The sequence below is a fragment of the Pseudomonas sp. BIGb0278 genome (assembly GCF_024809895.1).
Taxonomy (GTDB): Bacteria; Pseudomonadota; Gammaproteobacteria; order Pseudomonadales; family Pseudomonadaceae; genus Aquipseudomonas; species Aquipseudomonas shirazensis.
The window spans coordinates 1112709-1126358 of record NZ_JANUEL010000001.1 but is presented as its reverse complement, the minus strand read 5'-3'; the positions used below and the strand labels follow the sequence as shown (position 1 = coordinate 1126358).

Below are 13650 nucleotides of genomic sequence, written 5' to 3'. Positions count from 1 at the left end.
AATCCCTGAATAATTAAATGAACCGCGCCTGCTACTGGCAGCTGCCTAACGCCGAGGGCTCGCGGGCAGCCGCATCGGCCTCGCTGAGCACCTCGTCATAGAAGCCCAGCAACTCGCTAGCCTGGTCGCTGAAGACAATGATGTTGTCCTTGAATGGATTGCGGTGCCGAGCGAAGCGTGGCTGATCATCGAGAATCGCCACGATTGCCTGGCGCAGGTAGGTCTCATCGCCGCTCAAGGGAATGATCGTGCCGTTGACCCCCTCGATGATGTCCTCGACCGTGCCGCCGGAGTGAGTACTGATCACCCAGACGTCGCGAACCAGCGCCTCGCGTACTGCCAGGCCGAAGGTTTCTTTGCATTGAGTGGGGAACAGCAGCACATCGATGCCCGAGAAGAACGCATCCATGGTGGCTTGGGTGTAACCAGGGATGATGCTCACCGTGCCGGGGATCTTGATGCTGTGCCGGTTGAACGAGCGAAAGCCCATGTTCAGCAGGTTGTCGACCACCTTCAACTCGTAGTCGGACCGGTCCAGGCCGCTGAAGGCGCGGATGATCACGTCGATGCCCTTGACCGTCGAATCACCGCCGACAAAGCCAAAGCGAATGGTCTGCCCCGGCTGCTTCTGGTAACCGGCCGCCGGCGCCATGATGCCGTTGCGGTTGACCTGGATGTGCTCCGGATCGAAGCCGTTGGCAGCGTACAGGTCCTTGCAGAAGCGGCTCGGTGCAAGCAACAGGTTGGCTTGCTTGAGCGTGTCCGCCAGGAGCTTTTGCCGATGTTGGTTGAGCGCCGCGTCGTCGACGCAGGTGGCGCACACCGCCAGGTCAATGCTGGTCTGCCCGCAGTAACGGCCTTGATCGTTGATCATGAACTGGCGCCCGCAGATCCACCAGGCGTCATGCAAGGTCACCACAAATGGGATGCCGGCGCGTGCGCAGCAATCGGCCAGCTGCGCGCCGAGGCCCTGGATCGAATGCAGGTGCACCAGGTCCGGGGCGACGCTTTTGAGTACGGCCTCGAAGATCGGCACGGTGGAATGGTTCTCGAACATGTCCCGGTCGGATATCTGTTCCGACAAGCCCATACCCAGCACTGCCGCGCCCTGCGCCTCGTAGCGATACAGGCTGTAGCGTGGCACGTCGGTATCGGGGATGGCCGTGAACACGAACTGCTGCCAACGGCCGGTAGCGCCAGTCAGCCGCGACATCTGTTCGGCGATGACCGTGGCGCCACCAAAGCTGCGTGGCGCAAAAAAGATGTTGGCCGAGAGCAGACGGCGCACACTCTTGCTGGGCGGCGCGGCAAGCACTTGCCCCAGCTGCTCTGCGGTCTCTACCAGACACACCTGGCTCGCCCCTGCCTCGCGCATGGCCGTGGCCAGCGGCGGGCTTGCCGCCAGCGCCTGGTCACAGGCCAACAGGGCCTGGCGATGCTGGTTTACGGCGGCCAGCAGGCGGTTGATGGTGTCTTCGCTATGCCCGACAACATCGTCGCGTTGGCCATAAGCCACCGGGTCGAAGATCAGCTCGTCGCTGTCCCACCAACAGTTGACCTGGAGCCGCTTGGCCTCGGCAAATAGCGGGGCCAGTTCGGCTACCGCCGGTAGCTGGTGGAAGATCACCACCGAGCAGGTTTGCAAAGCAATCTGACAGGCGCCAGCATCGCGCCAGTCAAACGAAACGCAGTGATGACCCAGGTCTTGAAACATGCGTTGCAACTGCGCCGGGCGGGTTTTCGGCTGCTGGTCGGCGCTGAATTCGCTGAGCAGCAGAACATCCCGTGGGAACAGCTCGCTGGCAGCCACTGCCGGCGCGGCCAGCGGCACTTTGGTGCGGGTCGCCGCCGGGCTCTTCCAGAGCAGCCGCGGCCCTTGCTTGAGCAGCTCGCGAACGATCTTGCGCAAGGTCGGGTAGACACCCGCCTTGCGCAAGTAAGCTCGCAAGCGCTGATCTGCGCGCGGCTCGGTGGTCAGCAGGCGGATCAACTTGGCGACCTTGGTGCTGAAGGTTCGAGAACCGATCGCCGGCTCATCTTCAGGCAGCCTCAGTGCAGAGCCAAGCCGCTGCCGGTGGCTGTGCAACTGACGCTGGCCAACCCCGCCGGGAATGGCCGCCTCGATGCTGGCAAAGACCTGATCCAGCAGCGCGTGGCGGCGGCGATACATGGCCCGTTTCTTCGCAGCGATGTCGTCGGCCGAGCGTCGCGCCGCGGCCACAGGCAGGCTGTAGAAGTCCTGATGCGCGGAGGCTACCGCGCCATGCTCGAGCCAGATGACGTCGTAGTTGGCGGCCAGGTCTTCACCTTTGTCTGCCCCGAAATAGGCATGCCGGTGATGCCGGTAGGCGTCGGCCACGGCATAGATCCGCGTCACGCCAATGGTGCGTGCCAGGCTCTTGAGCGCTTCGATCAGGAAGCTTCTCGGGCGCATGCCTTCGAAGTCCTTGGTCAGGTCGCGATAGATTGCCAGCGAGCGTTCGCTGTCGATGCCTTTGTGGATGCCCTGCACCGCGCCGATTACCAGGTTCAACTGGCCGTCCATATGGCACAGGGTGAATGCCAGCGACGCGACCCGCAGATCCCCCTGGAACAGGTTGAGCACCAGTTCGCCTTCGCGTTTGAACCAGATCGGCCGGTCCAGCACCAGGCTGCAGCCCGGCGAAAAGGCCGACAGGTCGCACAGTTGCAGCGACTCGTCGCGCCCCAGCAACAACAAGGTGGGCAGGTAGCGGCTGACCACCTCATAGTGCGAGGCCAGCACACTCAAGCGCAGCGGCGCCTTCCAGGACTTGCTGATGTAGGGCCATTGCACCACACCGATGCAGTCCACTCCGAGACGGGCCATGCGCTGCTTGCCCAGCACCGACGAGGTGCGCTGCATGAAGGCGCTCAGCTCAGGCCACTGCCTGGCCATCGCCAGTACCAGCTTGAATTTGTTGTTCAGTGCCCGCAGCGAGTAGCCCGGTTGCAACACGAGCACGCTTTTCGCTAACGATCTAACCATCATCGGCATCTCACTTGTACTCGATCAAACCCGACTTGCCGGCGGCAAACCTGTTCAGCAAAAACTTGACCTGGCCGAGCATCTCGGGGAATTTCGCCAGCACCAGAAACACCGCCTGCAGCCAGTTCTCACGCGGTGAGCGAGCGCCGCGACGGGCCAGCCGCAGCGCTTGTAGCGGATAGATCAACAGCAGCAGCAACCACACCGGCCCAAGCATCAGGCTGAGCAGGATGATCAACAGCGGAATCAGCAGGCCCCACAGCCAGGCTCGGCGAGACTCGCGCCGCCAGTGCCGCTCGGGCGCCGCGCCATGCAACCAGGCGCCCTCGGCAAAGGCATAGCCGCCGCGCAAGGTGCGCTGCCACCACTGGCTGAAACGGGTCATGGCCGCGTCATGCAAGGTCATTTCCGCGTCCAGCCGCCAGATCTTCCAGCCCCGCTTGCGCAGGCGTACGCACAGCTCCGGCTCTTCGCCGGCAATCAGCTCCGGGCGAAAGCCCGACACCGACAAAAATGCCTCGACGCGCATCAACGCATCGCCGCCGCAGGCCTTGGCCTGGCCGATCGGCGTGTCCCACTCAAGGTCACACAGCAGGTTGTACACCGAGTGCTCAGGGAAGCGCTCACGGCGCCGGCCGCAGACCACCGCGACATCGCCCTGGGCATCGAGAAAAGCCTGCGCGGCGGGCAACCAGCCACGGGCCACTTCACAGTCCCCGTCAACGAACTGCACGTAGCGCATCCCGGGCATCAGCCGCTGCAAGCAGGCGAAACCTTCGTTGCGCGCTCGCGCCGCGGTGAACGGTATGGATAGATCCAGCGCCAGCACTGCCACACCATGATCAGCAGCGCGTTGCAGCGAACCGTCGCTGGAGCCTGAATCGACATACACCACCTGCTCCGCTGACCCTGCAAGCGAGGCCAGGCAACGCTCCAGTCGCAAGCCCTCGTTCCGACCAATCACCACTACGCCGATACCTGTCACCATGAGCCTCACTCGCCAAACCGGAGCGCAACCGCGCGCATCTGCTCACTCTGCTGTCATCAATCCTGCGCCAACAATGCAGGTTTTTTCAGTTTGACGGTTGCTGGCACTCCGACCGCCAGGGCGTCATCCGGCACATCGATCAATACCACAGCGTTGCAACCGATCACCACGTTGTTGCCAATGCGGATGTTGCCCAGCACTTTTGCACCCGCACCGATATCGACGTTGTTACCGATGATCGGCGCAATCGGCTCGCTGACGTTCTTCAGGCCAACCACCACGCCGTTGCGAATTCGGCAGTCGTCACCAAATCGAGCATAGCCACTGATGACGATGCCGCCGAAGTGATCGATGACGAAATTGCGCCCGACCACGACTTCGCAAGGCAGCTCGATGCCGGTAATGATCTGGACAAACTTGAACAGCACTTTGTAAATCAGCGAAAACAACTTGCGTAGCAGCGCCGGGCGCACGCCGTAACGCCAGCGGCCAAAACGGTAGACCAGCATCACCCAGAAGCCCTGGGCGCCCCAGTCGCCGCCGTAGGCCTGCAAGTCAGCGCGAATATTGTCGAACATGGGCTCTCCTAGCGTGTCGGTTGGCTGGCCAGGCGCGTGGCAAACAGCAGCTTCCAGGTTGCCACGTTGTGCTGCCAGCACGCCTTGATCGCTGGCCAGCCGCGGCCTTTGAGCAAGGCCTTGAGGGCCAGGACCAGATCGCCGACGCACACCAGCAGCATATGCAGGATCAGCCCCAAGACGCCGTGGTGCTTGCGAAAATAGAGCAGTTCGCTTTCGATCTGATAAGCCGAGATCTGCCGGCTGGCAGCCTCGAGCTTGGCCACTGACTTGGAGCTCTCGCCGCCGATGTGCACCACCGTCGTGTGCGGATAGAACACCACCTTCCAGCCAGCCTGCTTGACCCGCTTGCAGTGGTCGACTTCCTCGTAATAGAGGAAGTAACGCGGATCGAACAAGCCGACCTGATCAAGCACTTCCCGCCGTACCAGGTAGTAACAGCCCGGCAGCCAGTCACATTCGCGGACCGAATCATGGTCCCAGTTCATTTCATCGACCATCTTCACGCCCGGGAACAGGCGTTTGAGGCCGGTACGCGCAATGAACACGTTCAAGGGCGTGGGAAAGTAGCGGCAGCACGGCTGCAGGTCGCCCTCGCGTCCTTCCAGGCGCACGCCGAGCACGCCGCAGTCCGGGTGCTGGTCCATGTAGGCGATGGTTTTTTCAAGGGTGTCGCTGGCGACGAAGGCGTCGGTATTGAGCAGCAACGCATAGCGGCCCTGCAGGTGCTCGAGCAATTGATTGTTGGCGCGGCCAAAACCCACGTTGTCGCGATTGCTGACCAGCAGCGCCTCGGGACAGACCTCGGCCAGGCGTTCCAGCGAGTTGTCGACCGAGGCGTTGTCCACCACCAGATAGCTGGCCAGGGTTTCGCTGTCGGCGCGGCGCAGGGCATCGAACATCGGCTGCAACAAGGCGCCGGTGTTGAAGTTGACGACCATGACGTCGACCGGCTTGCTAGCCATTGTTGTTGTCTCCAAAGAAGTACTGGCGCCTGACCTCGGCCAGCATCGGTTCCAGTGCCGGGTCGTAGGCGCCCTCGCGCTTCTTGATCAGGTCGATCCAGGGGTAGGCATTACAGCGTTCCTCGACGCGCTGGATCATCTCGGCAGTGGTGCAGATGAACCTGGCCGGGTTACCACCCACCACCGTGCCGGGTGGCACGTCTTTGGTCACCACCGAGCCTGCCGCCACTACCGAGTCGGGGCCGATGGTCACCCGCGGCATGACGATGGCACCGTGACCGACAAAGCAGTTGTCCTTGATATCGATGAAGCCCACCGAATCGAGCTGTTTGCCATAGCACACCTCGATCAATGCCACCACGGCATCGTGGCCGATCAGGGTGCAGTCGGACAGGCCGACATTGCTGCCCAGGCGCAACAGCGCCGGGTCGGTGATGTTGCAGCCTGGGTTGATGTGGATATTGGTACCGACCGAATAAAACTTGCCCCAGCGCGCCATGTACGCGCCCCAGTCACGGGCATTGGGGTTGCAGATTTTTTTATAGGCTGCGCCACCGCGCCCGGTCGAGTACACAAACGACGTGATTGTGTTGCGTATCCATCCATACATGCTGCTTGCCTCGCCAATAAAGCAATCCCTGGACTGTTGCTGAGGCGTCTGCGGTCTCGTTTTGTCCTTGCGACCGTTTGCGCACCCAACCCGTTATCAACCGCAGTGAAGCAACTACTCGTTCAAACAACCGCACCGCTTGCTGCCCGGAGCCTGGCGTTGAGGTGATCGGCCAGGCGCAGGGCAAACTGGATCAGCGGCATGGTCGGGTTGGAGGCGCCGCCCTTGGCGAAAATACTGCTGCCGGCGACATACAGATTGTCGGTCGCGAACACCTTGCAGTCAGCATCCACCACGCCAAATTCAGGCGAAGCGGCCATGCGCGTGGTGCCCATGTGATGCGCATGCGGGGCCATCTTCAGTGGCACGCTGCTCTCGTAGACAAAATCGTTGAGCTTGACGAAGCCCAGGCCCATTTCGGCGAACTGCTTGGCCATCTCGGCGCCGATGCACTTGATGGTATGCCGGTCGTCTGCACTCACCACCCAATTGACATTGACCTTGGCCACGCCCAGCTCATCCTTCTCGTCGAGCAAGGAAATACGGCTTTGCCGGTTGGGAAACTGCTCGATCATGGTGCCGATGATGCCGTCGCCAGGACAACTGAACTTGGCGATGAACTCGACCTTGCTGGCCACGCCCATTTCACAGGCGAGGTTTTCCAGAAAGTGCTTCACCTCGGCAGTTCTGCCGTAGGTCTGTACATCGGCCAGCACCGCCGTGGAAACATTGCCCTTGCCTGCCTGGTACTCGGCAACGAAGGCGTCGGTGGTGTAGTACTGGCGCGACTCAGTATCCTCGCCGTCCTTGAGGATAAAGGTGCCCATATCGACGTTCAGGTGCTCCATGAAGCAGCGGCCGACCGGGCCGTCCTTGCTGACCACGCCGGCGGCGCGCAGCGACTCGCTGTTGAGCAACTGCCGGGCGTTCTCGATCGCGCCAGTGGCGAGGATGAAGTGCCTGGCCTGCAACCGCGCGCGCTGGCCGTTGTAGTCGGACACCAGTACAGCCCCGACGCGGCCAGTATCCTGAGCGAATTCGATATCGACGCAGTTGCAGTTGATGAACACGTCCAGGCCAGGGGTGTCGTTGAGCGCTGCTGCGTATTTTTGCGCAAAGCGCGTGGGCGGGCTGAGCAGAAACCGGTCTGCTTCGAACTCGCCGCCCTTCAGCCCAGCATTCATGGTGTGAAATTCGGCGCCTGCGGGCAGATCGACGATGTCCATGGCAGCAGCAAGGTACTGCTCGATTTCCGCATAGGCGATTGGCCAGCCGGGCATTTCGCCGGGTGGTGCCACAGAGAAGTCCGATGCGGTGAAGGGGCGGCAGCGCCCTGCCCAATGGTTTGAGGTGCCGCCCAGATAGCGCAGGCGGGTTTCTTCAGCGTACAGCTCAAGGCCGGTCGAGGTGCATTTGTAGAATGCCTGCGACTGCGGGGTGTATTCATGACCGCCCGCTTCGAGCAGCACCACCCGCCAACCGCCGGCGGCCAGGCGCAGGGCCAGGGTGATGCCGGCTGGGCCGGCACCGACGATGCACACGTCGTAATCATCGCGCAGCGTTTTGTCTGCCTGATAGTCCTTGATCATGCCGGCCCGTCCCGAAAATAGTCAGCAGGCAATACCCAGCCGTTTATCACCACGAACCCGGCCTTTTTCTCGGCAGGCTTTGCCACCGCGCTGGCACTCACGCCAAACATCGCCCCGCCGATCCCCAACACCACACAACCCCGAAGAAAGCCTCTACGACCGGACAGCCGACTGCAAAATTCAAGCTTCCCCATAATTCCAAGACCTGTGCCCGTGGATTATTGACATCTTAGTAGCTGGCCCGACAAGCGTCAGAGCCAAGCGAAAAAATGCGTGACCGCAACGCCGAACAACGCCCCGACCGCCAGCATGGGCAGCACCACCAGCTCGCGCTTGAGGCTGAACATGCCCAGCTTGCAGTTGACGCAGACCACCAGGATCAAAGTCGGCAAGGTGTGCAGGGCGACCCCCCAGATCGCGTATTCGACGCCGCCCAGGGCCAGCAACAGCGGTAACAAGGCCCACAGCGAAACCAGCCGGATGATGTTGTCCATGGCCTGATACTTGGTCAGGCCGAGGGCCACCCAGAGCTGATGCGACATGGTGTAACGCAGGGTGAAGAACGACAACGACAGAATCGCCAGCATCGGGCCGGCTTCGGCATAGCGCTCGTCATACATCCAGCCGATCAGCAACGGGCTGGCAGTCAGCAGTACGCCGCAGGTAAACAGCATGGCCAGGTCGACCAGCAGCTTAAACCGGTAATACAGGCGCTTGAGCCGCTCCATGTCGCCTTCCCGGACTGCCTCGCTGAACGCGGGCAAGGCCACCGAGCCGCCCAGGCGCAACAGCCCGGTCTGGATCGCGCCCAGAATCAACACTGCAATCGAGTACACCCCCAGTTGCGCCACCGTCATGCTCGCGCCGAACCACATGCGGTCGCCGTACATCGCCAGCACACCGACCATCGACGACAACAGGATCCAGCGGCCGAACACGATCAGCTCCTGCAGTGCGTCGCGGTCCCACTGCAGGCGGTTGCCATGGCCATGCATCGCCAGGTGGCCAAGCAAGGTGCCTGCCAGCGCCGAAATCAACCCGGCCAGCACCAACGACCAGATCGAACGGGTGAAGTAACCAATCAGCAACATCGCCAGCAATCCGATGAACTGCGACGCCAGTTCGATCAAAACCACGCGCTTCTGTTGGAAAGTTCGCACCGCCACATCTATCTTAGTCGACTGAAAGCCCCAGATGATCGCCGACAGGCCAGTGGCAGCCAGCACCATCGGCAGCTCGGGGGCAGCGTAGGCCGACTCGGCAGGCCACAGGTCAGCCCGCTGGGCATACCAGGCGGCCAGTGCCAACAGCAGGGTCAGACCAAACAGCACGAAACCGCGCACGATCTGCACGGTCCAGGCGGTATTGAGAAACAGCGGATCGTCGCCGCGCGTGCTCTGGATGATGTTTTGCCGCAGACCGACGTCGGACAGCAAATGCAGGAGCATCGAAACCGTGCCGGCAATGACCATCACACCGAACATTTCCGGCAACAGCAGCCGCGCCATGATCAGGTTGCCGCCCAGCCGCATGCCCTGTGAAGCCAGCAGCGACACCAGGTTCCAGGCTCCGGCCCAGATTGCCCTGGAGCGCAGGCTCACGGCAGCGGACGCTTCAATCGACGGCATGACTTCAATCTCTGACTGAATGGCTAGAAGTCACTATAGTTTCAATTAGCCATGATGCGAGTCTCAATAATCCAGGGATAGGTGCCCTAGCCAATGCCAGAACATTTTCGTGCACTGATCGTTATTTTGTTCGTGGCCAGCGTGGTGTTTGTGATGGCGCGCAAACCGGCACTGGATATCATTCCGCCGGCGGACTTCAAGCGCCGCCGCAACCTCTGGTTTGGCCTGACCCTACTGGCGTTTTTTTCCTACAGCTTCTGGCTATATGCCGCCGCCACCGCAGTGATCCTGTATGTGGTGCGGCGCCGTGAACACAATGTGCTGGCACTGTTTTTCATCCTGCTGTTCCTGATCCCGCCGGCGTCGGTGGAAATACCCGGCTTCGGCGTGGTCAATTACCTGTTCGAGATGAACCACATCCGCCTGCTGTCGCTGTGCCTGCTGCTGCCCACCGCACTTGCCCTGAGCAGGCAAGGCGACACCCTGGCCTTCGGCCGCACCCTGCCGGACAAGCTGCTGGCGGCCAGCCTGATTCTGATGGGCCTGCTGTACCTGCGCGAAACCACCCTGACCGATACCTTGCGCCAGAGCTTCTATCTGTACACGGATGTGTTTCTGCCCTACTACGTTGCCAGCCGCGGCCTGAAGCAGATCAGCGACTTCAAGGATGCGCTGCTGGCGTTCGTGCTGGCGGCGTTTCTGCTGTCGTTGATTGCCGTGGCCGAGTTTTCCCGCCACTGGCTGCTATACAACGCGCTGACCGATGCCATGGGCACCCAGTGGGGCATGTCCGGCTACCTCAGCCGCGGCGGCTCGCTGCGGGCCAGTGCTACTACCGGCCAGGCGATTGCGCTGGGCTACGTGATCAGCGTGGCGATAGGCCTGTTCCTGTTCCTCAGTAGCTATGTACGCAGCCGTTTGCAGTGCCTGCTCGGCGCATTGCTGCTGGCGGCCGGGCTGATCGTGCCGCTGTCACGCGGGCCGTGGATCGGTGCGGTGATCATTGTCGGCGTATTCATCGCCACCGGGCGCAACGCGGTCAAGCGCCTGAGCCTGCTGGCCATGGCCGGTGTGCTGACACTGCCGCTGCTGAGCGTGATGCCTGGCGGGGAAAAGGTGCTCGACCTGCTGCCGTTCATTGGCAACCTGGAAAAAGAGAACATCACCTACCGCGAACGCCTGCTGGACAACTCATGGATCGTGATCCAGCGCAATCCGCTGTTTGGCTCGTTCGACTTCCGCAATACCCCGGAAATGCAGTCGATGATCCAGGGCGAAGGCATCATCGACATCGTCAATACCTATATCAACCTGGCCCTGCGGGTCGGGCTGGTCGGGCTGACGTTGTTTGTCGGCTTCTTCGTCAGCATCCTGTTCGGCCTGCGCAAGGCGCTGCGCGCCTTCCCCGACCGCAACGAAGAAGGTCGCCTGCTCGGCCGCGCCCTGTTGGCGACGTTGCTGGGCATTTTGGTGATCATCTTCACCGTCAGCAGTATTACCGTGATCCCTGTCGTGTACTGGTCGATTGCCGGGGTAAGCGTGGCTTACATACAGATGGTGCGCCGTGCCCGCCAGGCCGAAGCCGGTAGCGCATTCGCCAGCCTTCAATCCAGGTAATGACAATGACCTCACTGCGTATGCGCCCCCTCATGCGGGCCTCGGCCCTGCTCGCTCTGGTGCTGCTGCCGCTGCCGGCGTGGACGGCAGAGTGGTCAGTCAGCGTCGACCAAAGCAATGGCCTGCCGAGCCTGACCCGTGGTGGCGGCCCGGTCATGGCGTCACGCTTCGACTTCTGGGGCGCGGACTGGAGCTGGACCGGCTTCTACACCGCGCTCAAGGTCAATGCGCCCTATGCGTACAGCCTGATGGGCAAGAGCAAGGACCTCGACTTTGATCTGACCGCGAGCATCGCCAAGCCGCAGGCACAGATCCTGAGCTGGGACATCACCCTTGACGCCCACAGCAGGAAAACCGACATCATGGGCGGCGGCATCGTGTTCAACTTCGACCCGGCGCTGATTGCCGGCGAGATGGGCAAGCCTGTGTTGCTGCCGGGCAACAGTGGCTGGTCGTGGGGCAACGATGCCCAGGGCCGACGCATCGAGATGCGCTTCCAGCCCGCCTTGGCCAGAGTGTTCATGGAACGCGGCGACCCCAGTGAAATACGTGCGTTTTTCTATGAGGACCCGATTGTACCCGGTCGCCAGCAGATCAAGGCGACGCTCACGGTCAGCGGCGATATCGACATTGGCCAGACCACGGAAGAACGTTTTGGCCTGGCCGACCCGAACAGTTGGCCGGATGACCAGCTCGACTGGCGCACCGCTCCGGTCGACCTGTCATTTCTCAATGCCGGGGAGAAACCGGCCGGCAAGCGCGGCTTCGTCAAGGCGGACGGCGAGCAGTTGGCCTTTGCCGACAACACCCCTGTGCGCTTCTGGGGCACCAATCTGTCTGCCTATGCGCTGTACAACACCCCCGACGACGAGATCAAGCAACAGGCCAAGCGCCTGTCAGCGTTGGGCTTCAACCTGATCCGCCTGCACCATCACGATTCGCCCTGGGTCAGCCCGAATATCTTTGGCGATGTCAGCAAACTGCGCGATACCCAACAGCTCAATGCCGAATCGCTGCGCAAGCTCGACTGGTGGATCAAGTGCCTGAAGGACGAAGGCATCTACGTCTGGCTGGACATGCACGTCGAACGGGTACTGACCATCAACGACCAGATCAGCGATTTCGCCGAGCTGGCCAAGGGCAAGAACTACATCGACCTCAAAGGCTATGCCTACGTCAACGCCTCGATCCAGCAAGCGATGAAGCGCTTTGCCGAGCAGTACGTCACCCATGTCAACGCCTACACCGGCATGGCCTACAAGGATGATCCGGCGATTGCTGCGCTGTTGCTGACCAATGAAAACGACATCGTCCAGCACTATGGTAACGCGCTGCTGCCGGACAAGGGTGTACCGCGCCACAGTCAGCGCTACATGGAGCTGGCCAAAGCCTTTGCCCAGCGCCACGACTTGCCGGCAGACCGCACCTGGCGTGCCTGGGAACCTGGCCCGTCGAAGCTGTTTCTCAACGACCTCGAGCACCAGTTCAACGTCAGCCTGATCGAGCACCTGCGCGGGCTCGGCGTGAAAGTACCGATCGTCACCACCAGCAGTTGGGGCGGCAATGGCCTGAGTACGCTACCGGCGCTGACCTCTGGCGATATGATCGATGCCCACAGCTACGGTGCCAGCGGCCAGCTGGAAAAAAACCCGCTGACCAGCGACAACCTTGTTAACTGGCTGGCTGCGGCGCAGGTTGCCGGCCTGCCGATGAGCGTGACCGAGTGGAACGCCCAGCCGTTCCCCAGCCCCGATCGTCACTCGCTGCCGTTGTACATTGCCGGCACCGCCAGCCATCAGGGCTGGGACGCGATGATGCAGTACGCCTACAGCCAGCAGGCTTTCATCGCCCAGTGGATCCGCGCCGACAACTGGAACGCCTACAACGACCCTGGCCTGATGGCGACCATGCCCGCCGCCGCCCTGCTCTACCGGCGCGGTGATGTGCAGCCCGCGCAGACCCGCTACGTCTTTGCGCCCTCACCCGCCACCCTGTTCAACCGCCTGATCACCCCGGCCAACTCGGTCCTGCTGCGCAGCGCAATGGAAAAAGGCCAGTTGCAGATCGCCCTACCGGCCTCCCCCGAGCTGCCCTGGCTGCGGCCCAGCCCCATCGCTGCGGGCGCGCAGGTGCTGCAGGACCCGGACCAATCGTTGCTGACAGCCGATGCCAGCGAGTCCAGCTCTGACACTGGCGAGCTCAAACGCAACTGGCAGCAAGGCGTGTACACCATCGACACCCCACTGACCCAAGCGGCGACTGGCTGGCTGGGCGGGCATTCGATGAGCCTCGCGCAACTGGGGCTCGACCTGCAAACGCCATACGCGAGCGTGGCCGTGCAAAGCCTGGATGGCAAACCGTTCAGCCAGTCGCGTGCGCTGCTGATCTCGCTGGGCACCCGCGCGGTGCCGCGCCCGGATGACATGACGCCGTTTCACGTCGAGCCGCTGCAAGGTCGCGTCAGCATCAAGGCTGGGCCAGGTTTGAAGCTGTATACCGGCAAACAGCAGCAGTTGCCCGTCAGCTACGAGGACGGGCGATATGTGATCACTTTCGATGGCCAGCACATGAGTAATTGGCTGTTCTTGAAATAGCCATTTTTGCCACCTACCCTCTCAGAAGTCAGCTTTAGTCCGCGTTTGCTCGACCCGTCTTAGATGCACCTGTT

The 13650-nt window shown here is 61.8% G+C and carries 9 protein-coding genes and 1 pseudogene; 2 read left to right on the top strand and 8 right to left on the bottom strand.

The genetic code is table 11. From position 1 onward, the window contains the following. Window positions 1-31: 31 nt before the first annotated feature. The 8 genes and pseudogenes from M2396_RS24170 to M2396_RS05075 form a co-directional block, all read right to left on the bottom strand. Complete coding sequence (locus tag M2396_RS24170; RefSeq protein ID WP_310504229.1) at window positions 32-1375, bottom strand: glycosyltransferase family 4 protein; 1344 nt, start codon at window positions 1373-1375, stop codon at window positions 32-34. Between the two features lie 732 nt (window positions 1376-2107). Continuing rightward, a pseudogene (locus tag M2396_RS24165) lies at window positions 2108-3010 on the bottom strand (DUF535 family protein); the annotation flags it as partial. Between the two features lie 7 nt (window positions 3011-3017). Next, the gene (locus M2396_RS05100) at window positions 3018-3995 is read right to left on the bottom strand and encodes a glycosyltransferase (protein WP_150571682.1); all 978 of its coding nucleotides are present in this window, start codon (window positions 3993-3995) and stop codon (window positions 3018-3020) included. Window positions 3996-4051: 56 nt separating this feature from the next. Further along, the gene (locus M2396_RS05095; RefSeq protein ID WP_150571683.1) at window positions 4052-4573 is read right to left on the bottom strand and encodes a serine O-acetyltransferase; all 522 of its coding nucleotides are present in this window, start codon (window positions 4571-4573) and stop codon (window positions 4052-4054) included. 8 nt (window positions 4574-4581) lie between these two features. Then, window positions 4582-5538, bottom strand: coding sequence for a glycosyltransferase family 2 protein (locus M2396_RS05090; protein ID WP_101319578.1), 957 nt, complete (start codon window positions 5536-5538; stop codon window positions 4582-4584). Continuing rightward, complete coding sequence (locus M2396_RS05085) at window positions 5531-6148, bottom strand: acyltransferase (protein WP_101319580.1); 618 nt, start codon at window positions 6146-6148, stop codon at window positions 5531-5533. Before M2396_RS05085 ends, M2396_RS05090 begins: the two co-directional genes overlap by 8 nt. A gap of 122 nt (window positions 6149-6270) precedes the next feature. Further along, window positions 6271-7737 (bottom strand): FAD-dependent oxidoreductase, encoded by a 1467-nt coding sequence (locus tag M2396_RS05080; RefSeq protein ID WP_150571685.1) that lies wholly within the window; start codon window positions 7735-7737, stop codon window positions 6271-6273. Between the two features lie 251 nt (window positions 7738-7988). Further along, window positions 7989-9365, bottom strand: coding sequence for an oligosaccharide flippase family protein (locus M2396_RS05075; RefSeq protein ID WP_101319586.1), 1377 nt, complete (start codon window positions 9363-9365; stop codon window positions 7989-7991). Window positions 9366-9458: 93 nt separating this feature from the next. Between M2396_RS05075 and M2396_RS05070 the strand changes: the two genes are divergently transcribed. Both M2396_RS05070 and M2396_RS05065 read left to right on the top strand, forming a co-directional pair. Further along, a complete protein-coding gene (locus tag M2396_RS05070; RefSeq protein ID WP_259073540.1) occupies window positions 9459-10982 on the top strand; it encodes an O-antigen ligase in 1524 nt (507 codons plus the stop codon). 5 nt (window positions 10983-10987) lie between these two features. Beyond that, window positions 10988-13576 carry a cellulase family glycosylhydrolase gene (locus M2396_RS05065; RefSeq protein WP_259073538.1) on the top strand — a complete coding sequence of 863 codons (2589 nt, stop codon included), beginning with the start codon at window positions 10988-10990 and terminating at the stop codon, window positions 13574-13576. Window positions 13577-13650: the final 74 nt, after the last annotated feature.